Source organism: Ectopseudomonas composti (assembly GCF_001567565.1).
GTDB classification, from domain to species: domain Bacteria; phylum Pseudomonadota; class Gammaproteobacteria; order Pseudomonadales; family Pseudomonadaceae; genus Aquipseudomonas; species Aquipseudomonas composti_A.
In genome coordinates, this window is record NZ_LSSW01000028.1 from 216596 (window position 1) to 242930 (window position 26335).

General features: G+C 62.2%; 26 protein-coding genes. 16 read left to right on the forward strand and 10 right to left on the reverse strand.

Annotation, left to right across the window (positions count from 1 at the left end):
* Positions 1-117: 117 nt before the first annotated feature.
* Together hisD and hisC are read left to right on the forward strand one after the other, a co-directional pair.
* Positions 118-1428, forward strand: a complete 1311-nt coding sequence (gene hisD / locus PCLY_RS15795; protein WP_061240589.1) for a histidinol dehydrogenase — start codon at positions 118-120, stop codon at positions 1426-1428.
* 109 nt (positions 1429-1537) lie between these two features.
* Positions 1538-2590, forward strand: a complete 1053-nt coding sequence (gene hisC / locus PCLY_RS15800) for a histidinol-phosphate transaminase (protein ID WP_061240590.1) — start codon at positions 1538-1540, stop codon at positions 2588-2590.
* Between the two features lie 43 nt (positions 2591-2633).
* Here the strand turns inward: hisC and PCLY_RS15805 are convergent, their stop codons facing one another.
* On the reverse strand, positions 2634-3353 hold the full coding sequence (locus PCLY_RS15805; RefSeq protein WP_061240591.1) for a DUF4198 domain-containing protein: 720 nt from the start codon (positions 3351-3353) through the stop codon (positions 2634-2636).
* Positions 3354-3466: 113 nt separating this feature from the next.
* Complete coding sequence (gene algW, locus PCLY_RS15810) at positions 3467-4609, reverse strand: Do family serine endopeptidase AlgW (RefSeq protein ID WP_061240592.1); 1143 nt, start codon at positions 4607-4609, stop codon at positions 3467-3469.
* Between the two features lie 110 nt (positions 4610-4719).
* Here algW and PCLY_RS15815 point away from each other — a divergent pair, with 110 nt between their 5' ends.
* From PCLY_RS15815 to cysN, 3 genes are all read left to right on the forward strand, one after another.
* Complete coding sequence (locus PCLY_RS15815) at positions 4720-5478, forward strand: Nif3-like dinuclear metal center hexameric protein (protein ID WP_061240593.1); 759 nt, start codon at positions 4720-4722, stop codon at positions 5476-5478.
* A gap of 132 nt (positions 5479-5610) precedes the next feature.
* Entirely contained in the window at positions 5611-6528 is a 918-nt protein-coding gene (gene cysD, locus PCLY_RS15820) for a sulfate adenylyltransferase subunit CysD (protein WP_037000605.1), read from the forward strand.
* A 12-nt stretch (positions 6529-6540) separates the two neighbouring features.
* Complete coding sequence (gene cysN / locus PCLY_RS15825) at positions 6541-8436, forward strand: sulfate adenylyltransferase subunit CysN (RefSeq protein WP_061240594.1); 1896 nt, start codon at positions 6541-6543, stop codon at positions 8434-8436.
* Positions 8437-9335: 899 nt separating this feature from the next.
* On the opposite strand, the gene PCLY_RS15830 is transcribed toward cysN, so the two are convergent.
* Positions 9336-9767, reverse strand: coding sequence for a Z-ring associated ZapG family protein (locus PCLY_RS15830; protein ID WP_061240595.1), 432 nt, complete (start codon positions 9765-9767; stop codon positions 9336-9338).
* A gap of 265 nt (positions 9768-10032) precedes the next feature.
* On the opposite strand from PCLY_RS15830, the gene PCLY_RS15835 reads away from it, so the two are divergent.
* The 3 genes from PCLY_RS15835 (at position 10033) to zapE (ending at position 13264) form a co-directional block, all read left to right on the forward strand.
* The gene (locus tag PCLY_RS15835; protein ID WP_061240596.1) at positions 10033-10662 is read left to right on the forward strand and encodes an alpha/beta hydrolase; all 630 of its coding nucleotides are present in this window, start codon (positions 10033-10035) and stop codon (positions 10660-10662) included.
* A 28-nt stretch (positions 10663-10690) separates the two neighbouring features.
* Positions 10691-12037, forward strand: coding sequence for a tryptophan--tRNA ligase (locus PCLY_RS15840; protein WP_061240597.1), 1347 nt, complete (start codon positions 10691-10693; stop codon positions 12035-12037).
* Positions 12038-12169: 132 nt separating this feature from the next.
* Positions 12170-13264: a cell division protein ZapE gene (gene zapE, locus PCLY_RS15845; RefSeq protein ID WP_061240598.1), complete on the forward strand. Its 1095-nt coding sequence runs from the start codon at positions 12170-12172 to the stop codon at positions 13262-13264.
* A 71-nt stretch (positions 13265-13335) separates the two neighbouring features.
* Here the strand turns inward: zapE and PCLY_RS15850 are convergent, their stop codons facing one another.
* Positions 13336-14298 carry a hypothetical protein gene (locus tag PCLY_RS15850; protein ID WP_061240705.1) on the reverse strand — a complete coding sequence of 321 codons (963 nt, stop codon included), beginning with the start codon at positions 14296-14298 and terminating at the stop codon, positions 13336-13338.
* Positions 14299-14432: 134 nt separating this feature from the next.
* Positions 14433-15440, reverse strand: coding sequence for a GlxA family transcriptional regulator (locus PCLY_RS15855; protein ID WP_061240599.1), 1008 nt, complete (start codon positions 15438-15440; stop codon positions 14433-14435).
* 143 nt (positions 15441-15583) lie between these two features.
* Here PCLY_RS15855 and PCLY_RS15860 point away from each other — a divergent pair, with 143 nt between their 5' ends.
* Complete coding sequence (locus PCLY_RS15860; protein WP_061240600.1) at positions 15584-16723, forward strand: acyl-CoA dehydrogenase family protein; 1140 nt, start codon at positions 15584-15586, stop codon at positions 16721-16723.
* Between the two features lie 57 nt (positions 16724-16780).
* Here the strand turns inward: PCLY_RS15860 and PCLY_RS15865 are convergent, their stop codons facing one another.
* Complete coding sequence (locus PCLY_RS15865; protein WP_061240601.1) at positions 16781-17818, reverse strand: NADP(H)-dependent aldo-keto reductase; 1038 nt, start codon at positions 17816-17818, stop codon at positions 16781-16783.
* A gap of 247 nt (positions 17819-18065) precedes the next feature.
* Between PCLY_RS15865 and rplM the strand changes: the two genes are divergently transcribed.
* From rplM to PCLY_RS15900, 7 genes are all read left to right on the forward strand, one after another.
* Positions 18066-18494, forward strand: coding sequence for a 50S ribosomal protein L13 (gene rplM / locus PCLY_RS15870; RefSeq protein ID WP_003242947.1), 429 nt, complete (start codon positions 18066-18068; stop codon positions 18492-18494).
* Positions 18495-18508: 14 nt separating this feature from the next.
* Positions 18509-18901: a 30S ribosomal protein S9 gene (gene rpsI / locus PCLY_RS15875; RefSeq protein ID WP_003459292.1), complete on the forward strand. Its 393-nt coding sequence runs from the start codon at positions 18509-18511 to the stop codon at positions 18899-18901.
* Between the two features lie 254 nt (positions 18902-19155).
* Complete coding sequence (gene petA, locus PCLY_RS15880) at positions 19156-19749, forward strand: ubiquinol-cytochrome c reductase iron-sulfur subunit (RefSeq protein ID WP_061240602.1); 594 nt, start codon at positions 19156-19158, stop codon at positions 19747-19749.
* On the forward strand, positions 19749-20960 hold the full coding sequence (locus PCLY_RS15885; RefSeq protein WP_061240603.1) for a cytochrome b: 1212 nt from the start codon (positions 19749-19751) through the stop codon (positions 20958-20960). The genes petA and PCLY_RS15885 overlap by 1 nt, the downstream gene beginning before the upstream one ends.
* A complete protein-coding gene (locus PCLY_RS15890) occupies positions 20960-21742 on the forward strand; it encodes a cytochrome c1 (protein ID WP_061240604.1) in 783 nt (260 codons plus the stop codon). Before PCLY_RS15885 ends, PCLY_RS15890 begins: the two co-directional genes overlap by 1 nt.
* Positions 21743-21909: 167 nt before the next feature.
* Positions 21910-22527, forward strand: a complete 618-nt coding sequence (locus tag PCLY_RS15895; RefSeq protein ID WP_061240605.1) for a glutathione S-transferase N-terminal domain-containing protein — start codon at positions 21910-21912, stop codon at positions 22525-22527.
* 13 nt (positions 22528-22540) lie between these two features.
* On the forward strand, positions 22541-22954 hold the full coding sequence (locus PCLY_RS15900; protein WP_061240606.1) for a ClpXP protease specificity-enhancing factor: 414 nt from the start codon (positions 22541-22543) through the stop codon (positions 22952-22954).
* A gap of 49 nt (positions 22955-23003) precedes the next feature.
* Here PCLY_RS15900 and PCLY_RS15905 read toward each other — a convergent pair whose 3' ends face one another.
* The 4 genes from PCLY_RS15905 to PCLY_RS15920 are packed head-to-tail and all read right to left on the reverse strand — an operon-like array spanning position 23004 to position 26317.
* Positions 23004-23537: a BON domain-containing protein gene (locus PCLY_RS15905; RefSeq protein WP_061240607.1), complete on the reverse strand. Its 534-nt coding sequence runs from the start codon at positions 23535-23537 to the stop codon at positions 23004-23006.
* Complete coding sequence (locus PCLY_RS15910) at positions 23534-24127, reverse strand: phosphoheptose isomerase (RefSeq protein ID WP_061240608.1); 594 nt, start codon at positions 24125-24127, stop codon at positions 23534-23536. The genes PCLY_RS15905 and PCLY_RS15910 overlap by 4 nt, the downstream gene beginning before the upstream one ends.
* 25 nt (positions 24128-24152) lie before the next feature.
* On the reverse strand, positions 24153-24512 hold the full coding sequence (locus PCLY_RS15915; RefSeq protein ID WP_061240609.1) for a YraN family protein: 360 nt from the start codon (positions 24510-24512) through the stop codon (positions 24153-24155).
* Positions 24509-26317, reverse strand: coding sequence for a penicillin-binding protein activator (locus PCLY_RS15920; protein ID WP_061240610.1), 1809 nt, complete (start codon positions 26315-26317; stop codon positions 24509-24511). Before PCLY_RS15920 ends, PCLY_RS15915 begins: the two co-directional genes overlap by 4 nt.
* Positions 26318-26335: the final 18 nt, after the last annotated feature.

A 26335-nucleotide genomic window follows, 5' to 3' on the forward strand; every position in this document is an offset into this window, starting at 1 on the left:
CACCGCGACTTCTGGTCGCGGCAGCCTATCCGTGTCATAGCCAAATTCTCAGGTGCCCGCACGGTGGGCTTGCTACTCTAGCGGCGCCTGAGATTTGCCATTACACGAGGCTTTGCCATGACCGCTCCCATCGCTGTTCGCCGACTCAACGCTGCTGACCAGGACTTCGCCCGACACCTGGATCATCTGCTGAGCTGGGAGAGTGTGTCCGACGATGGCGTCAACCAGCGCGTGCTGGAAATCATCCAGGCCGTGCGCGAGCGCGGCGATGCCGCCCTGGTCGAGTACACCCAGCGTTTCGATGGCCTGGAGGTCGCCTCGATGGCCGACCTGATCCTGCCGCGCGAGCGTCTGGAACTGGCCCTGACCCGCATCAGCGCCGAACAGCGCCAGGCGCTGGAAGTCGCCGCCGAGCGCGTGCGCAGCTACCACGAGAAGCAGAAGCAGGATTCCTGGCGCTACACCGAGGCCGACGGCACGGTGTTGGGGCAGAAGGTCACCCCGCTGGATCGCGCCGGCCTGTACGTGCCGGGCGGCAAGGCATCGTACCCATCTTCGGTGCTGATGAACGCGATTCCGGCCAAGGTCGCCGGTGTGCCGGAAGTGGTGATGGTGGTGCCGACGCCGCGTGGCGAGATCAACGAGATCGTCCTGGCTGCCGCCGCCATCGCCGGTGTCGACCGCGTATTCACCATCGGTGGCGCCCAGGCTGTCGCTGCGCTGGCCTATGGCACCGAGAGCGTGCCGCCGGTGGACAAGATCGTCGGCCCTGGCAACATCTACGTGGCCACAGCCAAACGCCATGTATTCGGCAAGGTCGGCATCGACATGATCGCCGGCCCGTCGGAAATCCTCGTGGTCTGCGACGGCCAGACCGATCCGGACTGGATCGCCATGGACCTGTTTTCCCAGGCCGAGCACGACGAAGATGCCCAGTCGATTCTGGTCAGCCCGGATGCCGACTTCCTTGACCGCGTGGCTGAAAGCATCGCCAAGCTGCTGCCGACCATGGAGCGTGCCGAGATCATTCGCACCTCGCTGGAGGGGCGTGGTGCGCTGATCCAGGTGGCGGACATGGCCCAGGCCATCGAAGTGGCCAACCACATCGCCCCAGAACACCTGGAGCTGTCGGTGGCCGACCCGGAAGCCTGGCTGCCGCAGATTCGTCATGCCGGTGCGATCTTCATGGGGCGCTACACCGCCGAGGCCCTGGGCGACTACGTAGCTGGCCCGAACCATGTGCTGCCCACTTCCGGCACCGCGCGCTTTTCCTCGCCGCTGGGGGTGTATGACTTCCAGAAGCGTTCGTCGATCATCTTCTGCTCGCCGGATGGCGCGTCGGAGCTGGGCAAGAGCGCTTCGGTGCTGGCCCGTGGCGAGTCGCTGACCGCGCACGCACGCAGCGCCGAGTACCGCATCAAGAGCTAGCGCTTATGTAGGGTGGACAACGTTTTGCTTGTCCACTGCTTTGTCTGGTGGACAGCGCTGCGCGGTTTCCACCCTAAGAGAATCCAAGCATTCGAGGAGAGAAGGGCAGATGAGCAAATTCTGGAGCCCCTTCGTCAAGGACCTGGTGCCCTACGTGCCGGGTGAGCAGCCCAAGCTGAGCAAGCTGGTCAAGCTGAACACCAACGAGAACCCCTACGGCCCGTCGCCCAAGGCCATTGCCGCGATGCAGGCCGAGGTCAACGACAACCTGCGCCTGTACCCCGACCCCAACAGCGATCGCCTGAAGCAGGCGGTGGCTGACTATTACGGCGTGCAGACGGCTCAGGTATTCGTCGGCAACGGCTCCGACGAGGTGCTGGCGCACGCTTTCCATGGCCTGTTCCAGCATGACGCGCCGCTGCTGTTCCCGGACATCAGCTACAGCTTCTATCCGGTCTATTGCGGCCTGTACGGCATCGACCACGAGCAGGTGGCGCTGGACGAGCAGTTCCAGATCCGCGTCGAAGACTATGCCCGGCCCAATGGCGGCATCATCTTCCCCAACCCCAATGCGCCGACTGGCTGCCTGCTGCCGCTCGAGGCCATCGAGCGTCTGCTGCTGGGCAGTCCTGACTCGGTGGTGCTGGTGGACGAGGCCTATATCGACTTCGGTGGCCAGACGGCCATTGCTCTGGTCGACAAGTACCCGAACCTGCTGGTGACCCAGACGCTATCCAAGTCGCGCTCGCTGGCGGGGCTGCGTGTCGGCATCGCGGTCGGCCACCCGGATCTGATCGAGGCGCTGGAGCGGATCAAGAACAGCTTCAACTCCTATCCGCTTGATCGCATGGCCATCGCCGGTGCGGCGGCAGCCTTCGAGGATCGTGCCTACTTCGAGCAGACCTGCCAGCAGGTGATCGACAGTCGCGAGGCGGTGGTCGCTGGCCTGCAGGGGCTGGGCTTCGAGGTACTGCCGTCTGCAGCCAACTTCGTCTTCGCCCGTCATCCGGGCAAAGATGCCGCGACCCTGGCTGCAGGCCTGCGTGAGCAGGGGGTGATCGTGCGTCACTTCAAGCAAGCGCGTATCGCCCAGTTCCTGCGCATCACCATCGGTACGCCGGAGCAGAACCAGGCGTTGCTGGACGCTCTGCAGAGCTTGTGACGCTCGCTGCAGGCGCGCACAAAGTCGCGCCTGCAGGGCACGATCAGTGGTGATGGCCCTGGCCGACGAAGGTCAGGGAGGTGAACAGGCCGCGTGTTTCGATATCGGCATCGCCCTTGACCGGCAGATCGACCTCGGCGGCGATGATGTTGAGGCCCTGGTTGCGCACCATCACCTTGGCGCGGCCCTCTGCATCGGTGGTGGCGCTGACCTCGTCCGGCGCACCCCGGTAGTCGCCTACTAGCTTGACCCCAGCCATCGGCTTGCCGTCTACCAGCACGCGCACCGGCAGAGGTTTCCCCGGGCCAACTTCCAGCGGATCGACCTCCGGCACGATCACCATCTTCAGTTGCTTGAGTTCCGGCAGTTTGGCGCCTTCTTCATAGATCGCCAGGCTGTACTTGTAGGTGTGCAGTGATTGCGTGGAGTTCGGCACCTGGCTGCGCCCCTGATTGATCCATTGACCGTCCGGGGTCTTCGACCAGGCGCCATTATCCAGCGCGACGGCCATCACTGCCGGCGGCTTGAGCGGTTGCAGGCGGGCGTGGTCGGCCAGCCGCTCGACGCTCACCGGGATCATCTTGCCGGCCGTGTTATAGGCCCAGGCGCCGCTGATCTTCTTGGCGTCGAAGGCGTTGTCCTCCTCGCCGTGGCCGTAGACCACTTCGATGTTGCCGCGTCGCTCTTCCGTCCACAGCCCATGGGCCAGGGCATAGGGGCTAGCGAACAAACTGGTGAGCAACACGCAGGTACTCAGACGCATGAACAATCTCCTTGAGGACGTGGCACCAATCCCTTGGTGGGCTGGCTGGGTTATATGTAATAACGTTTCATTTGCAATTTCAAGCGAACTGGTAGGAACCAGGTCGCAGGATGTCAGTTGGTGGTAACGGGTGGGCGGATACCGATTTCGGCGGTCAGCTCGAGGGGCTCGCCGTTGCGCATCACTTCGATACGGATCTTGTCGCCGGGCTTGGTGCGCGCCACCTGGTTCATCGAGCGCCGGCCGTCGCTGGCCGCTTCACCGTCGATGCTGAGAATCAGATCGCCTGGCTGCAGGCCGGCTTTCTGCGCCGGGCCATCGCGATAGACGCCAGCGACGACGATGCCGGGCCGGCCATCGAGGCCGAAGGACTCGGCCAGCTCCGGTGTCAGTGGTTGCACCTCGACGCCGAGGTAGCCGCGAATCACCTGGCCGTGCTCGATGATCGCCTGCATCACTTCCATCGCCAGCTTCACCGGGATGGCGAAGCCGATGCCCTGCGAGCCGCCGGACTTGGAGAAGATCGCGGTGTTGATGCCGACCAGGTTGCCGTGGGCATCGACCAGTGCGCCGCCAGAGTTGCCGGGGTTGATCGCGGCATCGGTCTGGATGAAGTCTTCGTAGGTGTTGAGGCCCAGCTGGTTACGCCCGGTGGCGCTGATGATGCCCATGGTCACGGTCTGGCCGACACCGAACGGGTTGCCGATGGCCAGGCTGACATCGCCGATGCGGATTCTGTCGGACTGCCCAAGGGTGATCGCGGGGAGATTGGGCAGATCGATCTTCAATACCGCCAGGTCGGTCTCCGGGTCGCTACCGATTACCCGCGCCAGGGTTTCACGGCCGTCCTTGAGGGCCACGACGATCTGGTCGGCGCCGCTGACCACATGATTGTTGGTCAGCAGGTAGCCTTCGCGGCTCATCAGCACGGCCGAGCCCAGGCTCGACTCCATGCGCTGCTGGCGGGGCAGGTTGTCGCCGAAGAAGCGGCGGAAGGTCGGGTCTTCGAACAGTGGGTGGGCCGGTTTGCTCACCAGCTTGGTGGTGTACAGGTTGGCCACGGCAGGCGAGGCGGTATCGACGGCCTCGGCGTAGGAGACCGGGCCTTCCTGTGCGCGACTGTAGAGCGGTGCCTGCACCAGTTGCACTTCCTGGCGTGGCAAACCGACCCATTGCGGGTAGCGCTGGATCAGCAGGAGTGCGAGCAGCACACCGACCAGCAGGGGCCAACCGAGAAAACGCAGTGCCTGGGGCATCGAGACAATCCTGAGGGTTGCGGGGGCCAAATTCGGCCCTTAAGGTGGCGCATTATAAAGAGGTGCTCGCCAATTAGGCAGCGGCCCGCAACAGCTTGTGAGGAATCTTGATGGCCATTGCCCTGACCACGTTAGTGGAAGAAGCTGACGCCTTTCTTAATGCATCGCGTATCAGCGATTACTGCCCCAATGGCTTGCAGGTCGAGGGACGCCCGCACGTACGCCGCATCGTCAGCGGTGTGACCGCCAGCCAGGCGCTTATCGAGGCCGCGATCGAGGCCGAGGCCGACGTGCTGCTGGTGCATCATGGTTATTTCTGGAAGGGTGAGAATCCCTGCGTCACCGGCATGAAGCAGCGTCGCCTGAAAGCCTTGCTGGCGCATGACATCAGTCTGCTGGCCTACCACCTGCCGCTGGACGTGCATCCCGAGGTGGGCAACAACGTACAGCTCGCCCGGCAGCTGGGCATCGTCGTCGAGGGACCGCTGGAGCCTGACAACCCGCGCACCGTCGGGTTGGTCGGTTCGTTGGCGGAGGCGATGAGTGCTGCCGACTTCGCTCGTCACGTGCAGCAGGTGCTCGGTCGCGAGCCGCTGCTTGTCGAAGGGCAGGGGCTGATTCGCCGGGTTGGCTGGTGCACCGGTGGCGGGCAGGGCTACATCGATCAGGCGGTAGCCGCCGGCGTCGATCTGTACCTGACCGGCGAAGCCTCCGAGCAGACCTTTCACAGCGCTCGCGAAAATGCCCTGAGCTTCATTGCAGCCGGACACCATGCCACGGAGCGCTACGGCGTGCAGGCGCTGGGCGACTATCTGGCGCGTCGCTTTGCCCTCGAACACCTGTTCATCGACTGCCCCAATCCGATCTGAATCGCCCGTACGGGCAGGTATAACGCTAGATCGTTTCGGTCTAAATGGCGTCCTGAGTATAAGCAGACGCTGTGGTAGAGTGCGCGCTCGTCCACGGCCCGCCGGCCCCATAACAGCAAACCGTGAGTAGCCATGCTCGACAAATTGACCCATCTCAAGCAGCTGGAGGCGGAAAGCATCCACATCATTCGTGAAGTGGCCGCCGAATTCGACAACCCGGTGATGCTCTATTCCATCGGCAAGGATTCAGCCGTGATGCTGCATCTGGCTCGCAAGGCATTCTTCCCTGGCAAGCTGCCATTTCCTGTGATGCACGTCGATACTCGCTGGAAGTTCCAGGAGATGTATCGCTTTCGCGAGAAGATGGTCAGCGAAATGGGCCTGGACCTGATCACCCACATCAACCCCGATGGTGTGGCGCAGGACATGAACCCCTTCACCTACGGCAGTGCCAAGCACACCGACGTGATGAAGACCGAAGGCCTCAAGCAGGCGCTGGACAAGTACGGCTTCGATGCCGCCTTCGGTGGTGCGCGTCGCGACGAAGAGAAGTCGCGCGCCAAGGAGCGCGTGTACTCGTTCCGCGACAGCAAGCACCGCTGGGATCCGAAGAACCAGCGTCCCGAGCTGTGGAATGTGTACAACGGCAAGGTCAAGAAAGGCGAATCGATCCGCGTCTTCCCGCTGTCGAACTGGACCGAGCTGGACATCTGGCAGTACATCTATCTGGAGCAGATCCCGATCGTGCCGCTGTACTTCGCCGCCGAGCGCGAGGTGATCGAGAAGAACGGCACGCTGATCATGATCGACGACGAGCGCATCCTCGAGCACCTGTCCGATGAAGAAAAGGCGCGCATCACCAAGAAGATGGTGCGTTTCCGTACCCTCGGCTGCTATCCGCTGACCGGGGCCGTGGAGTCCACTGCCACCACGCTGCCGGAAATCATCCAGGAGATGCTCCTGACCAAGACCAGCGAACGCCAGGGCCGGGTCATCGACCATGACCAGGCTGGTTCGATGGAAGAGAAGAAACGTCAGGGCTATTTCTGAGGATCGCGCACCATGAGTCACCAATCCGATTTGATCAGCCAGGACATTCTCGCGTACCTGGCCCAGCACGAGCGCAAGGAACTGCTGCGCTTTCTCACCTGCGGCAACGTCGATGACGGCAAGAGCACGCTGATCGGCCGTCTGCTGCACGATTCCAAGATGATCTACGAAGATCACCTGGAAGCCATCACCAAGGATTCGAAGAAGGTCGGCACCACCGGCGACGACATCGACCTGGCACTGCTGGTCGACGGCCTGCAGGCTGAGCGCGAGCAGGGCATCACCATCGATGTGGCCTATCGCTACTTCTCCACCGCCAAGCGCAAGTTCATCATCGCCGACACCCCCGGTCATGAGCAGTACACGCGCAACATGGCCACCGGCGCTTCTACCTGCGACCTGGCGATCATTCTGATCGACGCCCGCTATGGCGTGCAGACCCAGACTCGTCGGCACAGCTTCATCGCCTCCTTGCTGGGCATCAAGCACATCGTCGTCGCCGTCAACAAGATGGATCTGAAGGACTTCGATCAGGACGTGTTCGAGCAGATCAAGGCCGACTACCTGGCCTTCGCCGAGAAGATCAACTTGCGCCCGACCACCCTGGAGTTCGTGCCGATGTCGGCGCTCAAGGGCGACAACGTGGTCAACAAGTCCGAGCGCTCGCCGTGGTACACCGGCCAGTCGCTGATGGAGATTCTCGAGACCGTCGAAGTCGCCGGCGACCGCAATTTCGACGACCTGCGCTTCCCGGTGCAGTACGTCAACCGCCCGAACCTGAACTTCCGTGGCTTCGCCGGCACCCTGGCCAGCGGCATCGTGCGCAAGGGCGACGAGGTCATGGCGCTGCCGTCGGGCAAGAGCAGTCGGGTCAAGTCCATCGTCACCTTCGAGGGTGAGCTGGAGCATGCCGGACCGGGCCAGGCCATCACCCTGACCCTGGAAGACGAGATCGACGTGTCGCGCGGCGACATGCTGGTGCATGCCGACAGTCGTCCGCAGGTCACCGATAGCTTCGAGGCCATGCTGGTGTGGATGGGCGAAGAACCGATGCTGCCGGGCAAGAAGTACGACATCAAGCGCGCCACCAGCTACGTGCCGGGTTCGATCCCGAGCATCGTCCATCGCGTTGACGTGAACACCCTGGAACAGGGTGCGGCCAGCGAGCTGAAACTCAACGAGATCGGTCGGGTCAAGGTGGCGCTGGATGCCTCGATTGCCCTGGATGGCTACGAGCACAACCGCACCACCGGCTCCTTCATCGTTGTCGACCGTCTGACCAATGGCACCGTGGGGGCCGGCATGATCATCGCCGACCCAATCAGCAATGGCGGCGGGCAGCATGGTCGTCTGGCGCACGTGTCGACCGAGGAGCGTGCTTCGCGTTTCGGTCAGCAGCCGGCCACCGTGCTGTTCAGCGGCCTGTCCGGTGCAGGCAAGAGCACCCTGGCCTATGCCGTGGAGCGCAAGCTGTTCGACATGGGCCGTGCGGTCTATGTGCTCGATGGCCAGAACCTGCGTCACGACCTGAATAAAGGCCTGCCGCAGGATCGCGCCGGGCGTGCCGAGAACTGGCGCCGCGCCGCGCATGTGGCGCGTCAGTTCAACGAGGCGGGGATGATCGCGCTGGCCGCCTTCGTCGCCCCGGATGCCGAAGGCCGCGAACAGGCCAAAGCGCTGATCGGCAGCGAGCGCGCCTTGACCGTCTACGTCCAGGCCTCGCCGCAGGTCTGTCAGGCGCGTGATCCGCAGGGGCTGTATGCCGCGGCTGGTGACAACATCCCGGGCGAGTCCTTCCCCTACGACGTGCCGCTGGATGCCGATCTGGTGATCGACACCCAGGCGCAGTCGGTCGAGGAGGGCGTCAAGGCGGTGCTGGATCTGCTGCGTAGTCGCGGTGCGATCTGACATTCGCGATGCTGCATGATGAGCCCCGCTTATTAGCGGGGCTTTTTTATTCCCGGCTGCGGGTGGAGCCGACGATCTTTACCTAATAAAAAGGTTCTCCGCATTTTCGCGACGAGGATACGCTTGACGCCGGGCTGGCAATTACGTGTGAGCTTTCGATGACTTGGCACTCTCCATTCACACGCCGCCTGGTCTGATGGGTTTCGCCCCTTACGGGCGAGTCACTTTCTCTTGCTTGCCCAAGAGAAAGTAACCAAAGAGAAGGGCACCCCGACATCCGGCCCCGGCTACGCCGGGGTTCCCTCGTTCCATCACCGCTCCAGGGGCGCGCCACGAAGGGCCATCCCTGGCCCATCGCAGCTCTCGCGACATCCATGTCGCTCAACCCCTTCCACGGTGATTCCACTCGGCCTCCTGAAGGGTATTTGGGCGTCGCCTGCATGATCGCTGCCTAAGAGAAAAAGCAAAAATAGACGCCATCGAGCTTGAGCCTGTGGAAATCTTGCAAGCTCGCGCCCCGGTCCCCTTCAGAAGGCCGAGCAGAGGTGTTGCGTAGGGGAGCGAGCCGCATGGATGCGGCGAGAGGCTTAATAGGCCAGGGACGGCCCATGTAAGCCGGCCACCGGAGCAGCGCCAGAGCGAGGGGAGTTTCGCGTAGCGAAACCCGGATGTCGGGGTGCCCTTCTTTGGCACACCTTTCTTGGGCAAGCAAGAAAGGTGTGGCGCCCGTAAGGGGCGCAACCCAAACGTTCAGCAGACGCGGTAATGGATAGTGCCAAGTCATCGAAAGCTCACACAAACTTGCCAGTCCGGTGTGTCAACCCGCACGTTCTCCAAACTATGCGAGGAAGCATAAAAAAGCCCCGCAATCGCGGGGCTCGGTGTTTCTGGCTAGCGGGTTACTTCTTCAGCCCGTAGCTCTCGTCCAGCATGCCGGGGCCATCGCTTTTCGGCGCATAGTCCTTGGGCATTTCGTGGTTCTTCGGCGGCGTCAGACGCTCGCGCTTTTCGCCAGTTTCGCTGCTGTTCAGGGTGGCCAGCAGGCGCTGACGGGTCAGTTCGTCCAGGGCTAGGCGGTTGGCGCCGTCGGACAGGTGCTCCTGCACGTCCTGATAGCTCTGGGTGAGTTTCTTCACCAGGCTGGCGGTGGTGTTGAAGTGGGTCACCACTTCACTCTGGTAGGCCTCGAAGCGTGCCTGCATTTCATCCATCTGCCGCTGCGTACGGCCCGGTGCAGCATTGGGGGCCAGGCGGGCGAGCACAAAGCCCACGGCGATGCCGACCACCAGGGTCAGGGCGGGTATCAACCAGGCTGTAACGGTCTGTTCCACGAGTCCTTCCTCTCAAAACGGCTTTGCTTTACGTTAGCGGCTTGAGCCTGTGCTGTATACGACCATAGCCTGCTCGGAGTCTACTGCGCGTCGGCGCTGCTGGGTTAAAAACAGGTTCGGAATGCGCATGTACGACAGTACACTTCGCTTTCTCTCCTGTTTTTGCCTTGCATTGCGCGAGCTCTCGAGACGCTGAACAGGTTCATTTGCCACACAGGCAGTTTGCTAGACGAGTCGACCCGTTGCGGGGTCACGGAGTTCAGTGTTGCTCAGTCGCGAAACCCCTCTTTTCATTCAAGGCCCGGTGGGCCAACTCGAATCCCTCCTGCTGGAAGTGCCGGATGCCCGTGGCGTGGCGCTGGTCTGCCACCCCAATCCGGTGCAGGGCGGCACCATGCTCAACAAGGTGGTGAGCACCTTGCAGCGTACCGCACGTGACAGTGGCTACCACACCTTGCGTTTCAATTATCGCGGCGTTGGAGCCAGTGCCGGCAGCCATGACATGGGCACCGGCGAAGTCGACGATGCCGAGGCCGTCGCTGCCTGGCTCAAGCAACAGTATCCGAGCCTGCCGGTCACGCTGCTGGGTTTTTCCTTCGGCGGCTTCGTCGCCGCGGCGCTGGGTGCGCGCCTGGAAGCGCAGGGGCAGGTGCCGAGCAAGCTGTTCATGGTCGCTCCGGCGGTGCATCGCCTGACGGCCGATACCCCGCCTGCCAGCGAGTGCCCGCTGGTGGTGATCCAGCCCGATGCCGACGAAGTGGTCGAGCCGCAGGCGGTGTACGACTGGTCGGCCAACCTTGGGCGTGCCCACGAGCTGCTGAAAGTGGCAGAATGCGGTCACTTTTTTCACGGCAAGCTGACGGATCTCAAGGATCTGCTGTTGCCTCGCCTGTAAGTTTTTCAGCCATTTCTAAGCGAACGTCATGACCACCCGTATCCTTACCGGTATCACCACCACCGGCACGCCGCACCTGGGCAACTATGCCGGCGCCATCCGTCCGGCCATCGCGGCCAGCCGCGACCCGCAGATGGACTCCTTCTATTTCCTCGCCGACTATCACGCGCTGATCAAGTGCGACGATCCGGCGCGCATCCAGCGTTCGCGCCTGGAAATCGCCGCTACCTGGCTGGCGCTGGGTCTGGATACCGACAAGGCGACCTTCTACCGTCAGTCCGATATCCCCGAGATTCCCGAGCTGTGCTGGCTGCTGACTTGCGTCGCTGGCAAGGGCCTGCTCAACCGCGCCCACGCCTACAAGGCCTCGGTAGACAAGAACGTCGAGGCCGGTGAGGACCCGGATGCCGGCGTGAGCATGGGCCTGTTCAGCTACCCGGTGCTGATGGCTGCGGACATCCTCATGTTCAACGCGCAGAAGGTGCCGGTCGGCCGTGACCAGATCCAGCACGTGGAAATGGCCCGCGACATCGGCCAGCGCTTCAACCACCTGTTCGGCAAGGGCAAGGACCTGTTCCTTCTGCCTGAGGTGGTGATCGAGGAAGAAGTGGCGACGCTGCCCGGCCTCGACGGGCGCAAGATGAGCAAGAGCTACGACAACACCATCCCGCTGTTCGGCACGGCCAAGCAGCTCAAGGACGCCGTGGCGCGCATCGTCACCGACTCCAGGTTGCCGGGTGAAGCCAAGGATGTCGAAGGTTCACACCTGTTCACCCTGTACCAGGCCTTTGCCAGCCACGCGCAGCAGGCCGAGTTCCGTGCTGAGCTCGAAGGCGGCCTGGCCTGGGGCGAGGCGAAGAATCGTCTTTACCAACTGCTCGAAGAGACCCTGGGCGAGGCGCGTGAGCGCTACAACGCGCTGATCGCCAAGCCGGCCGATCTGGAGGACATCCTCCTTGCCGGTGCCACCAAGGCGCGCAAGATCGCTACGCCGTTCCTCGGTGAGCTGCGTGAGGCCGTGGGCCTGCGCTCGTTCCGCGAGCAGGTGCAGGTCGCCGCTGGCGAGAAGAAAAAAGCTGCCAAGAGCGCGCGTTTCGTCAGCTTCCGCGATGACGACGGCAGCTTCCGCTTCCGCCTGCTGGATGCCGACGGCGAGCAACTGCTGCTGTCGAAGTCCTTCGCCGATGGCAAGTCGGCCGGCATGATCAACAAGCGCCTGCAGTCTGGCGAACCGCTGGATGTGCGCGCCGAAGGTCTGGCATTCGCGGTCTGGATCGACGGTGAAAACGTGGCGAGCAGCCCCGAGTTCGCTGACGGCCAGGCGCTGGAAGCGGCCATTGCCCGTCTGCGTGAGGCCCTGGCGCCGCAGGAGTGAAGTAGCCCGGATGCAATCCGGGACGAGCATCGCCAGCATTCCCCGATTACATCCGGGCTACGGGCAGATTGCCAATCAACGGGGGCGTCGCTAAAGTGACGCCCCCGTTTTTACTTGCCCGGCTAACGAATCATGACCCCCTTAGAGCGTTATCAGGCCGACCTCAAGCGGCCCGACTTCTTCCATGATGCGGCCCAGGAAAATGCCGTCCGCCATTTGCAGCGTCTATATGACGATCTGATCGCGCGCGATCAGGGCAAATCCGGGCTGATGGGCAAGCTGTTCGGCAAGAAGCCGCAGGCGCCGGTCAAGGGGCTGTATTTCTGGGGCGGCGTCGGGCGCGGCAAGACCTATCTGGTCGACACCTTCTTCGATGCGCTGCCGTTCGAGCAGAAAGTGCGTACTCACTTTCACCGCTTCATGAAGCGCGTGCACGAGGAGATGAAGACCCTCAAGGGTGAGAAGAACCCGCTGACCATCATAGGCAAGCGTTTCGCCGACGAGGCTCGGGTGATCTGCTTCGATGAATTCTTCGTCAGCGACATCACCGACGCGATGATTCTCGCCACCCTGCTCGAAGAGCTGTTCAAGAACGGCGTGTCGCTGGTGGCCACCTCCAACATCGTGCCGGACGGTCTGTACAAGGACGGCCTGCAGCGTGCGCGCTTCCTGCCAGCCATCGCCCTGCTCAAGCAGCACACCGATATCGTCAACGTCGACAGCGGCGTCGACTATCGTCTGCGTGCGCTGGAGCAGGCCGAACTGTTCCACTTCCCGCTCGGCCCGGCTGCGGAAGACAGCCTGCGCAAGAGTTTCCAGAGCCTGCTGCCGGACTGCACCCACATGGTGGAGAACGAGGCGCTGATGATCGAAAATCGTGCCATCAACGCCGTGCGGGTGTGCGAGGACGTGGCCTGGTTCGAGTTTCGCGAACTGTGCGACGGCCCGCGCAGTCAGAACGACTACATCGAGCTGGGCAAGGTCTTCCACGCGGTGATTCTGGCCAACGTCGAGCAGATGAGCGTGGCCAAGGACGATATGGCGCGGCGCTTCATCAACCTGGTGGACGAGTTCTATGATCGCAACGTCAAGCTGATCATCTCCGCCGAGGTGGAGCTCAAGGATCTCTACACCGGCGGCCGTCTGAGCTTCGAGTTCCAGCGTACTTTGAGTCGTCTGCTGGAAATGCAATCGCACGAATTCCTCTCGCGCCCACACCGGCCCTGACGGAAAGCGATATGAAAAAGGCGACCCACAAGGTCGCCTTTTTCATTGGTGCGCGGGCATGCGCTCGGCCTTCAGTGCTGCGCCAGCTTCTGCTGATACTGGCTCAGCAGTTTTCGCGCATGGGCCACTTCCAGTGCCTCCATGGCGCTGATGGGTGTGATCGCAGCGGCGCGCTCGAGGTGGTCGATCACCTTGTTTTCTTCGTCGTCACCGTATACGTAGGTCAGCGCGTTGGCGTATTCGTAATGGCCGATGGGCAGGTCGTCGCGGGCCCGGAAGCTGCGCTGAAAGTAGGTCTCCATCTTGTCGGCGCTGACGCCGTAGGTCATCCGGCCCACCAGTTTGCCGACCTTGCGAATCACCCCCGCTTCGTAGCCGCCGTAGAGCGCCAGAGCGAACGGCTGCTTCGGCTGTTTGGCCAGTAGTTCGTCCAGCTCCTGGGGGATTTGCGAGGTGTAGCCACGCTTGAGCACCACCGGCACCGACAGTTCCTCGCCGAGGCGCGCCTTGGCATAGACGCGGCCGAACTGCGCAACGGTGTCCGCTTGCACCAGTTCACCGGCCTCGTCGGTGTAGGCAATCACTTCCTCGAGCAGGCGATGTTTTTCTGATTGGTCCGGCACCAGAAACATGGCGTAGATCACCTGGGCGAACATCGCCGGGATCTGTCCGCCGACGCCTAGCGCGAGCCCCTGTTCCTTGGCCTGGGCGAAGTCGCCCCGGAACATCAGGCGCCAGACGTCCTGCAGCTTCTGTGCGTAAAGTTCGGCTTCTTCCGGTTTGCCGGTAAAGCCGGTGCCGGCGGCGACGGTCTTCTCCAGGGCCTGTGGATGGCTGCTGGCCATGCTCACCACCCAGTCGGCATCGGGGAAGGGGTAGTCGCCGAAGCCGCGCGTCAGTTGCGGCCAGGCCTGGCGCAGCTTGTCGCCGCTGTAGTCATAGGCGCTCTGGTCGAGGGGGAAAGGTTTCCAGTTATCGGCGGCGGCAGCACCGAGGCTGCAGGTGGCAAGCAGGACAAGCAAGAGACGGCGCATGGCGGTGAACCTGTTGTTGTTATCTTCGTTCACCGATCATAGGGCGCTGCCGTTAGGCGCCAACCTAACCAAGGGTGGGCTGGCCATTTGCCTGAGGTTCGCCGCGACCCGCCCTGGTCGCCCGGCGTGCCCGTTCAGGCGTGCGCGTCTTTCTGCTGGAACTGGCGGCGGTACTGGTTCGGCGACAGCTCGGTGTGCTGGCGAAACAGTCGGGCGAAGAAGCTGGCGTCGTCGTAGCCCACTTCGTAGCTGATGGTCTTGATGCTCTTGCGGGTGGAGGAGAGCAGGCTCTTGGCGGTCTCGATGCGCAAGCGTTGCAGGTAGTGCAGGGGCTTGTCGCCGGTAGCGCCCTGAAAGCGGCGCATGAAGTTGCGGATGCTCATGCCGTGCTCACGCGCCACGTCCTCGAAGCGAAACTTGTCGGCGTAGTGCTCCTCGAGCCAGTGCTGGATCTGCAGCACGGTGACGTCCTGATGCAGCTTCTGCCCGCCGAAGCCGATGCGGCCCGGTGTGTAGCTGCGCTGCACCTCGTAGAGGATGTCACGTGCTACGCCCTGGGCCACGCCGGCGCCGCAGTAGCGCTCGATCAGATAGATGTAGAGGTCGCAGGCCGAGGTGGTGCCGCCTGCGCAGTAAAGGTTGTCGGCATCGGACAGGTGCTTGTCCTGGTTCAGTTGCACCTTGGGGAAGCGCTCGGCGAATTCGCGGAAGAAGCGCCAGTAGGTGGTTGCCTCCTTGCCGTCGAGCAGGCCGGCTTCCGCCATCCAGAACACGCCGCTGGCCTCGCCGCAGATCGCCGCGCCGTTGGCATGCTGGCGTTTGAGCCAGTCCAGAACCTGTGGATAGCGGCGACTGAGCGCATCAAAGTCGTCCCAGAAGGCCGGCAGGATGATCACGTCGCAAGCGTCCAGGCCGCTGTCTACTGGCACCCTGACCTTGCTGAAGCTGTTCACCGGCAGCCCGTCTGGGCTGACCAGGTGGATTTCGAACGGCGGTTCGAGACCAAGCCCCTGTTGCTTGGCATAGCGAATGCCGGCCATGTGGAAGAAGTCCTTGGCCTGCAGCAGGGTAGAGGCGAAGACGCCATCGGTGGCGAGGATGCTGACACGGCGCAAGGCTGCGCGCGGCTCTGGGATAACCATGGGTATTTATTCTTGTTCAAGGCTAAGTGGTCATACAGCGGCTGGATCGTCTTATTTTTTGGCGGTTGTGTCCAGTGTAACCAAGCGTTTGCTTGGCTAAAGTCGAGGCCACGCTTTTTCCCGTCTCGGATACAGGTAACGCCATGATCCCTAGAACGATATTCAGCTCCGACCATGAATTGTTCCGCGACAGCGTGCGCAAGTTTCTCGAGCAGGAGGCGGTGCCTTTCCATCATCAGTGGGAGAAGGATGGGCATATCGACCGGGCCCTGTGGAACAAGGCGGGCGAGGCGGGGATGCTGTGTTCGCATCTCCCTGAAGAATACGGCGGCATGGCGGCCGACTTCCTCTACAGCACCGTGGTGATCGAGGAAATTGGGCGTCTGGGGCTGACCGGCATTGGTTTCTCCCTGCACTCCGATATCGTCGCGCCTTATATCCTGCATTACGGCAGCGAAGCGCAGAAGCAGCATTACCTGCCCAAGCTGGTCAGCGGCGAGATGGTCACTGCCATCGCCATGACCGAGCCGGGCGCTGGCTCTGACCTGCAAGGCGTGAAGACCACCGCGGTGCTCGATGGCGACGAGTACGTGATCAACGGCTCGAAGACCTTCATCACTAACGGTTGGCTGGCCGATCTGGTCGTCGTGGTGGCCAAGACCGATCCAAAGGCCGGCGCCAAGGGCACCAGTCTGTTGCTGGTCGAGGCCAATACGCCCGGTTTCTCCAAGGGCAAGCGCCTGGAGAAGGTCGGCATGAAGGCGCAGGACACCTCCGAGCTGTTCTTCCAGGACGTGCGTGTGCCCAAGCAGAACCTGCTGGGGCAGCCGGGTATGGGCTTCGCCTACCTCATGCAGGAGCTGCCGCAGGAGCGCCTGACGGTGGGCGTCGGCGCCCTGGCTTCGGCCGAGGCGGCGCTGCAGTGGACGCTGGACTACACCCGTGAACGCAAGGCCTTTGGCAAGGCAGTCGCCGACTTCCAGAACACCCGCTTCAAGCTCGCCGAGATGGCGACGGAGATTCAGGTCGGCCGGGTATTCATCGACCGCTGCCTGGAGTTGCACCTCGAGGGCAAGCTGGATGTGCCAACCGCGGCGATGCTCAAGTACTGGGGCACCGACCTGCAGTGCAAGGTGCTCGACGAGTGTGTGCAGTTGCACGGCGGCTACGGTTACATGTGGGAATACCCGGTGGCCCGGGCGTGGGCCGATGCACGGGTGCAGCGCATCTACGCCGGCACCAACGAGATCATGAAGGAGATCATCGCTCGCTCGTTGACCTGACAGCCGCGCGGCCAGAAAAAAGCCCGGCATTGCCGGGCTTTTGCGTTTTGCGCCGGATCAGGGCGCCGGGTTGGGTTGCGCCTTGTGGATTGCCTCGATGCCCGCAAGCACTTCTTCGGAGAGCTTCAGCTCGGCGCTGGCCAGGTTGCTGTCCAGCTGCTCCAGGTTGGTGGCGCCGATGATGTTGCTGGTCACGAAAGGCTGCGCCGTAACGAAGGCCAGGGCCATCTGCGCGGGATCCAGGCCGTGTTCGCGGGCCAGGGCAACGTAGCGCGAGCAGGCTGCTTCCGACTGCGGGTTGCTGTAGCGGGCGAAGCGGCTGAACAGGCTGATGCGCGCGCCTGCTGGGCGTGCGCCGCCTTCGTACTTGCCGCTGAGCATGCCGAACGCCAGGGGCGAGTAAGCCAGCAGACCGCACTGTTCGCGAATCGCCACTTCCGCCAGGCCCACTTCGAAGCTGCGGTTGAGCAGGTTGTAGGGGTTCTGGATCGATACGGCACGCGGCCAGCCACGGCTTTCCGCTAACTGCAGGAACTTCATGGTGCCCCACGGGGTTTCGTTAGACAGGCCGATATGGCGGATCTTGCCAGCCTTGACCTGCTCGTCGAGCACTTCGAGGGTTTCTTCCAGTGGTGTGAACTCATTGTCCTTGTGCTTGTAATCGAGTTGGCCGAAGAAGTTGGTCGGCCGCTCCGGCCAGTGCAGTTGATACAGGTCGATCCAGTCGGTTTGCAGGCGCGTCAGGCTGGCATCCAGGGCTGCGACGATATGCTGGCGGTTGAATTTCAGCTGGCCGTCACGGATATGGCTGATGCCGTTGCCAGGGCCGGCGATCTTGCTGGCCAGGATCCAGTCGGCGCGATCGCCGTGCTGCTTGAAGTAGCTGCCGATGATCTGCTCGGTCTTGCTGTAGGTTTCGGCGCGCGGCGGTACCGGGTACATCTCCGCGGTATCGATGAAATTGATGCCGCTGGCCTTGGCCCGCTCGATCTGGGCATGGCCTTCGCTCTCGCTGTTCTGCTCGCCCCAGGTCATGGTGCCCAGGCACAGAGCGCTGACGTCGAGATCGGTTCGGCCTAGCTTGCGGTATTCCATGAGGTACTCCTTCGGCAAAAGAGTCATACAAGCAGGTTGAAATTTTTTTCGCAATCAGGATAATTCGGCACCTCTTTCTGCGGTGGAAGTGATGCGCCGCCTGCCGAAGAATCTTGCCGTATTGTGGACGCGCTGACCCGAGCCCCCGATAGCGTCCGTATGCGGCTGCCTTTGACTTGTCAAAGTACGCACTATCCAGTAAGATCCGCCGTCTATTTTTGCTGGGCGGCCCCTGAGGCTATAAAGAATGAAAACTTTTACTGCTAAACCAGAAACAGTAAAACGCGACTGGTTCGTCGTTGATGCTGCTGGTCAGACCCTGGGTCGTCTGGCCACCGAAATCGCGAGCCGTCTGCGTGGCAAGCACAAGCCTGAGTACACCCCGCACGTTGACACCGGCGACTACATCGTCGTTATCAACGCTGAGCAGGTGCGTGTAACTGGTGCCAAAGCCAGCGACAAGAAGTACTACTCCCACTCCGGTTTCCCGGGCGGCATCAAAGAGATCAACTTCGAGAAGCTGATCGCTCGTGCTCCTGAGCGCGTGATCGAGACCGCGGTCAAAGGCATGCTGCCGAAGAACCCGCTGGGTCGCGACATGTACCGTAAGCTGAAGGTGTACAAGGGTGCCGCTCACCCGCACACCGCTCAGCAGCCCCAAGAACTGAAGATTTAACGGAATAGTTCATTATGTCGGCGACTCAAAATTACGGCACTGGCCGTCGCAAGACCGCAACCGCGCGCGTTTTCCTGCGTCCGGGTACTGGTAACATCTCGATCAACAATCGCACCCTGGACACCTTCTTCGGTCGCGAAACCGCTCGCATGGTCGTGCGTCAGCCGCTGGAGCTGACCGAGACCGTCGAGAAGTTCGACATCTTCGTCACCGTTGCCGGTGGTGGTGTCAGTGGTCAGGCTGGTGCCATCCGTCACGGTATCACCCGCGCTCTGATCGAGTATGACGAGACCCTGCGCAGCCCGCTGCGTAAAGCTGGTTACGTTACTCGCGACGCCCGTGAAGTCGAGCGTAAGAAAGTCGGTCTGCGCAAAGCGCGTAAGCGTCCGCAGTACTCGAAGCGCTAATCGCGACTACGCTTCCAAAAGCGCCCAGTTTCCTTACGGAGCTGGGCGTTTTTTATGGGCATGGCAAAATGCTGCGACAACGTGCCGCATACCCGTAAGCCGCAGCCGCCAAGGCTTTCGCCCTTCTCTTCGGGGGTAATTACCTTGTCAGAAAAGGGGCTTTTCTTTACCATTTGGCGAATTTTTTGCGCGGCCCGATTTTTACTTAGTAGAGGCCTGAACAACAGGCCACAAAGCTGATGGGAGACGACTGAATGAGCAATGACGGCGTGAATGCAGGCCGGCGTCGCTTCCTGGTTGCAGCCACCTCCGTGGTGGGTGCTGCAGGGGCGGTAGGTGCTGCGACTCCGTTCGTGGGGTCATGGTTCCCCAGTGCAAGGGCCAAGGCGGCCGGTGCACCGGTGAAGGTGAACGTCAGCAAGATCGAGGCGGGTCAGCAGATGGTTGCTGAGTGGCGCGGCCAGCCGGTGTTCATCGTGCACCGCACTGAGGAGATCCTGGCCAACCTGACCAAGATCGCGGATCGCATGGCCGATCCCGACTCCGCTGCCTCCGTGCAGCCGGAGTACGTGAACAAGGAGAACCGCTCGATCAAGCCCGAGTTGCTGGTGCTGGTTGGTCTGTGCACCCACCTGGGTTGTTCGCCGACCTTCCGTCCGGAAGTGGCGCCGGCCGATCTGGGGCCTGACTGGGTGGGCGGCTACTTCTGCCCTTGCCACGGTTCCCGCTATGACCTCGCTGGGCGTGTCTACAAGGCGCAGCCGGCGCCGTTGAACCTGCCGGTGCCGCCGTACAGCTACGAGACGGATGAGATCATCGTCATCGGTGTGGACCAGGAGAAGGCCTGATGAGTAAATTCATGGAATGGGTGGATGCGCGCTTCCCCGCCACCAAGATGTGGGAAGATCATCTCTCCAAGTACTACGCACCGAAGAACTTCAACTTCTTCTACTTCTTTGGCTCTCTGGCGCTGCTGGTGCTGGTCAATCAGATCGTGACCGGTATCTGGCTGACCATGAGCTTCGAACCTTCGGCCGAGGGCGCTTTCGCCTCCGTCGAATACATAATGCGTGACGTCGAGTACGGCTGGATTCTGCGCTACCTGCACTCCACCGGCGCTTCCGCGTTCTTCGTGGTGGTCTACCTGCACATGTTCCGCGGTCTGCTCTACGGCTCCTATCAGAAGCCGCGCGAGCTGGTGTGGATCTTCGGCATGCTGATCTACCTGTGCCTGATGGCAGAGGCCTTCATGGGCTACCTGCTGCCGTGGGGCCAGATGTCCTACTGGGGCGCCCAGGTGATCATCTCGCTGTTCGGTGCCATCCCGGTAATCGGCGATGACCTGACTCAGTGGATTCGCGGTGACTACCTGATTTCCGGTATCACCCTGAACCGCTTCTTCGCTCTGCACGTGATCGCGCTGCCGATCGTGCTGCTCGGCCTGGTCGTGCTGCACATCCTGGCGCTGCACGAAGTCGGTTCGAACAACCCGGACGGCGTGGACATCAAGAAGAAGAAGGACGAGAACGGTGTGCCGCTCGACGGTATCGCGTTCCACCCTTACTACACCGTGAAAGACATCGTCGGCGTAGTGGTCTTCCTGTTCGTGTTCTGCTTCGTGGTGTTCTTCTTCCCGGAAATGGGCGGTTACTTCCTCGAGAAGCCGAACTTCGAAGCGGCCAACCCGTTCAAGACGCCTGATCACATCGCTCCGGTTTGGTACTTCACCCCGTTCTACGCAATTCTGCGTGCGGTACCGGACAAGCTGATGGGCGTAATCGCCATGGGCGCTGCCATCGCTGTGCTGTTCGTCCTGCCGTGGCTGGACCGTAGCCCGGTCAAGTCGATGCGCTACAAGGGTTGGTTGAGCAAGATCTGGCTGGTGATCTTCTGCATCTCCTTCGTCATCCTGGGTGTGCTGGGTGTGCTGGCGCCGACTCCGGGTCGTACCCTGCTGTCGCAGGTGTGCACCATCCTGTACTTCGCGTACTTCATCCTGATGCCGTTCTACACCAGGATGGAGAAGACCAAACCGGTTCCGGAAAGGGTGACTGGCTGATGAAAAAGCTCTTTGCTGCATTTGTTTTCGCTGCGCTACCGGCCCTCAGCTTTGCCGCCGGTGGTCATGATGTGCAACTGGACAAGGTCGACATCGACCTGACCGACAAGGCCGCCATGCAGGACGGCGCGCGTACCTTCGCCAACTACTGCATGGGCTGCCACTCGGCCCAGTACCAGCGTTACGAGCGTGTTGCCGATGACCTCGGTATCCCGCACGAAATCATGCTGGAGAACCTGGTGTTCAACGATGCCAAGATCGGCGACCACATGAAGATCGGCATGAAGCCGGAGGATGCCAAGGCCTGGTTCGGTGCTGCACCGCCTGATCTGACCCTGGTTGCTCGTGTGCGTGGCAACGACTGGCTGTACACCTACCTGCGTACCTTCTACGCCGACCCGACCCGTCCGCTGGGCGCCAACAACAAGGTGTTCCCGAACGTCGGCATGCCGAACGTGCTGGTCGGCCTGCAGGGTAACCAGGTCATCGGTTGCAAGCAGGTTCAGGTGGTCACCGATGGCAAGAAGCAATTCGACCCGCTGACCGGTGCGCCTATCACTCACGAAGCCTGCGACCAGCTCACCATCGAGCCGAACACCGGCAAGCTGAGCGAGGCCGAGTTCGACGAGAAGATCAAGAACCTGGTGACCTTCCTGGCCTATTCGGCCAACCCGGTCAAGCTGAAGTCCCAGCGTATCGGCACCTACGTGCTGCTCTACCTGGCGTTCTTCTTCGTGTTCGCCTACCTGCTCAAGCGTGAGTACTGGAAGGACGTGCATTAAGTCGTTGTCGTTCTCTGCATGCACCTGCGCGCCCTTATGGGCGCGCAGGTTTTTGTGCCCTGCCATTTCAGGTGGCCACCTAGTGGTGCCGTCGCCTGCACATTCAAGAATTGCTCCTGGCAATTTTTCGTGTTTCTGGAAAATCAAAACAAGCGAGGAGGATCGCCATGGCGGTAACCAATAGGTTGACCTGCTACTCCGACCCCGCCGACCACTATTCCCATCGCGTGCGTCTGGTGCTCGCCGAGAAAGGTGTCAGCGTCGAGATCATCGATGTCGAGCAGGGCCGGTGTCCGGCCAGGCTTGCCGAGGTCAATCCCTATGGCAGTGTGCCGACGCTGGTCGATCGCGATCTGGCGTTGTATGAAGCGTCCGTGGTGATGGAGTATCTGGACGAGCGCTACCCGCATCCGCCGTTGTTGCCGGTGTATCCGGTGGCTCGGGCCAATAGTCGTCTGCTGATGCATCGTATTCAGCGTGACTGGTGCGTGCTGGTCGATCGTATTCTCGACAAACGCAGCAAGGAGGCCGAGCGTCAATTGGCGCGCAAGGAGTTGCGCGAAAGCCTGACCGGCGTATCACCGCTGTTCGCTGACAAGGCATTCTTTCTCAGTGAGGAGCTGAGTCTGGTGGATTGCTGTTTGCTGCCCATTCTCTGGCGTTTGCCGGTTCTGGGTATCGAGTTGCCACGTCCGGCCAAGCCGCTGCTCGACTACATGGAGCGCCAGTTCGCTCGTGAGGCCTTTCAGGCCAGTCTTTCCGCTGCCGAACGCATGATGCGTTAAGAAGGAGGAAATCATGAATTCCAGTCGTCCCTATCTGGTTCGCGCCCTCTATGAGTGGATCGTCGACAACGATTGCACGCCGCATCTGCTGGTCAATGCCGAGTTCCCTGGCGTGCAGGTGCCGCCAGGCTTCGCCAGTGACGGTCAGATCGTGCTCAACGCCTCGCCCAGTGCGGTGCGTCATCTGCACATGGACAACCAGGCCGTGAGCTTCGAAGGGCGCTTCGGCGGCGTTGCGCACAGTCTGCACATTCCGGCGGCAGCGATCCTGGCGATCTATGCGCGGGAAAACGGCCAGGGCATGGTCTTCGACATGGAGCCGCCGGTTGCAGGCAGCCCTGAAGAGCCGGGGCCGGACGATGATGGTCCGTCTGATGACGAACCGCCGCGTCCGAGCGGCCGACCAAGTCTGAAAGTGGTCAAGTAAGCAATGAAAAGGGCGCCCATGGGCGCCCTTGTCGTTTCTGCGTTCGCAATCAGTTGGTGTATTCGAACAGGCGCACGACCCGCTGTACGCCCGATACGCTCTGTACCACGCGAGTGGCGGCGTTGGCTTCTTCGCGAGTGACCAGGCCAAGCATGTAGACGATGCCGTTCTCGGTGACGACCTTGACGCGTGCGCTGGGGACGCTGCTATCAGCCAGCATCTGCGCCTTGATCTTGGTGGTCAGCAACGAGTCGTTGCTGCGCGCCAGCAGGGATGCAGGCTGTTGCACCTGCAGTTCGTTGTAGACCTTCTTCACGCCCTGCACGCCACGGGCGGTCTGGGCGGCGCGATCCTTGAGCTCGCTGCGCGGGGTCTGGCCGGCCAGCAGAATCACGCCGTTATAGCTGGTGACCACGATGCGCGAGGTCGGGCTGGACAGGTCGGCGTGCGCATTGCTGATGCGCGAGGCGACTTCCGGGCCGAGGAACTGGTCATCGATCTTGTTGCCGATGCTGCGACTGCCGCAGCCTGCCAGGGTCAGGGTAACGGCCAGGGCGGCCAGAATCAGGGCGGAACGCTTCATTCTTCACTCCCAAACAATTGACTATCGATCAGGTCGCACAGGCAGTGGATCGTCAGCAGGTGGACTTCCTGAATGCGTGCGGTGACTTTGGCTGGAACGCGGATCTCGACGTCTTCCGGCAGCAGCAGCGAGGCCATGCCGCCGCCATCGCGACCGGTGAGGGCGACTACGGTCATCTCGCGATCATGTGCAGCCTGAATGGCCTGGATGACATTCGCTGAGTTGCCGCTGGTGGAAATTGCCAGCAGCACGTCGCCAGGCTGGCCGAGTGCGCGGATCTGCTTGGAGAATATTTCGTTGTAGCTGTAGTCGTTGGCGATCGAGGTGATGGTCGAGCTGTCGGTGGTCAGGGCGATGGCCGGCAGGCTCGGACGTTCACGTTCGAAGCGATTGAGCAGCTCGGAGGAGAAATGCTGGGCGTCGCCGGCGGAGCCGCCGTTGCCGCAGGTGAGAATCTTGCCCTCGTTGAGCAGGGACTGGACCATCACCAGGCTGGCGTGCTCGATGTAGGGTGTCAGGACGTCCATGGCCTGCTGCTTGGTGTCGATGCTGGCTTGGAAGAGCTGGCGGATTCGGGATTGCATGTCCATCGGTTAAACCTTGAATGTACGGCCGTCAGGCATCGAAGGCGTTTTTGATCCAGTCGAGGCGAGTGGTGCCGCCAGTACTGATGGCGACCACGTCGAAGCGGCAGGGGTAGCGGGTCCAGCGTGAGTGTTGCTGGAGGAAGAGTTCGGCGGCGATGACCAGCTTGCCACGCTTGCGCGCATCGATGCTCTCCAGGGCGCCGCCCCAGGCGCTGTGGCGGCGGGCGCGGACTTCGACGAATACTACTGTATCGCCGTCGAGCATGACCAGATCAAGCTCGCCACGCCGACAGCTCCAGTTCTGTTCGATCAGCTGCAGGCCGTTACGTTCCAGATGCTGCCGAGCTGCCTGTTCGGCAGCCCGACCCAGATCGTTGTGTGCGCTCAATTGATGCTGTCAGGGAGGCGTTGAACCTGGCCGTCACGGAACTCGGCCCAGGGCAGCTGACGCTCGATGCGCTGGCTGGCGTTCAGGCTGAGGCTGCCCGACAGGCCGTCGATGCGCGACTCCGGCAGTGCCTTGAGCTGACCTAGGCGTGGTGCCAGGCGGTAGGCGTCGACGCCCATGGCGTACAGGCGGCCGAGACTGCCACCGGCCTGCGGCCACTGATTGGCGACTTCCTGGCGCAGTGGTGCGTGAGCATCGAGCAGCCAGGGCGTTTCGCAGAAACGGATGCCTTCGAGATCCTGATACTGGGCCTGGCTGTGGGCGCCGGTGAACAGGTGCGAGGTGGCGTAGACCGGCACGTCGCCGGCGTACTGGAAGGCCAGGGTCGGTTTGATCTGCTGGGCCTGTTGCGGTGTGGCCGCGAGGAAGATGAAGTCGATGTCCTGACGGCGCGCCGGCTGCGCATCCAGATTGGTGCCCAGCGTGTTCTGCAGGCGGCGGGCGCGGGTTTCGCTCTCGCGCAGCTGGAACAGGTCGGCGATCTGACGAGCCAGCTCTACCGGCTGGTCGACATGCTCGGCGGCGATCAAGGTGCCGCCCTGGGCTTGCCAGCTCTGGCGGAAGGCGTCCAGTACACGGTCGCCCCAGTCCCCGCGCGGCACCAGTGCCACGGCGCGGCGCATGCCGTCGTTCCAGGCGCGGCGCGCCACTTCACGAGCTTCGTCCTCGGCGGCCAGGCCAAACTGGAACATCTGAGCCGGGCCTTCTTGGCCTGCATCGCTGTAATTCAGGGCGAGGGTGGTGATGGGCAGTTGCTCGCGATCACTCAGTTGCTTGACCAGTGGTTTTTCCAGGGGGCCGACTACCAGTTGTACGCCGTCGGCCTGGGCTTGCTGGTAGAAGGCGTCCAGCGAGCCGATGCGCGAGCTGTCGTAGAGTTTGATGTCCGGCGGGTTCTGCCCGGCTTGCTGTGCTTCGTAATGTGCGGCGAGGAAGCCATCGCGCAATGCGCGGGCGACATTGGCCAGTTGGCCTTCCTGCGGCAGCAGCAGTGCGACGCGAGTCAGTGGCTGGCTGGCCAGCTCACGCAGCTTTTCCAGCGCTTCGGGCAGCTGTGCGGCGGCCGGGTGCTGCGGGTTCTGGGCGACCCACTGGTCGATGGCGGCCTGCTGCTGCTCCAGCGTGGCGCTGCTTTTGGTCACCTGCGCCAGCGCCAGCCAGCCGGCTAGATCGCTGTCGGCGCCGGCGGAGGTTTGCGCCGGCAGGGTGGAAACCAGTGCCCAGATGTTCTCGTGGTTGTCGTGGGCGGCCTGGCCGCTTAGCAGCGGCGCGATGAACACGCGCTCCCGGGCTGCAGCCAGGGTTTGGCCGTCGGCCTCCAGGGCGCGGGCGCGAACCAGCTGGGTGCGGATCTGTTGCTCGACCGGCAGTTCGCCCAGGCGTTCGAGGCTCGGGTGCTGCAGGGCTTTCAGGGCGCTCTTGGGCTGCTTGCGGGCCATCGCCAGCTCAGCCTTGAGGGTGCTGGCGAAAATCTGCTGGGCGGGCTTCAGGCTGGCGATGTCGACCTGCTCGAGAATTCGGGTGGCGCGGGCCACGTCGTTCTGCTGGTAGCTCTGGTCGGCTGCCGACAGGCGCAGCAGGGCGGCCTGCTCCGGTTTGCTCTCGGTAGCTTGCTGCAGCATCTGCTCGATGCTGGCTTGTGGTGTGCGCGGCAACTGGCCCAGGTTGTTGGAGGGCGAGCTGGCGCAGGCGGCAAGCAGGCCGGCCAGGAAAAGAGCGGAAAGAGGGCGCAGGCTAGCGATCATCGGGTCATCCTGATACTT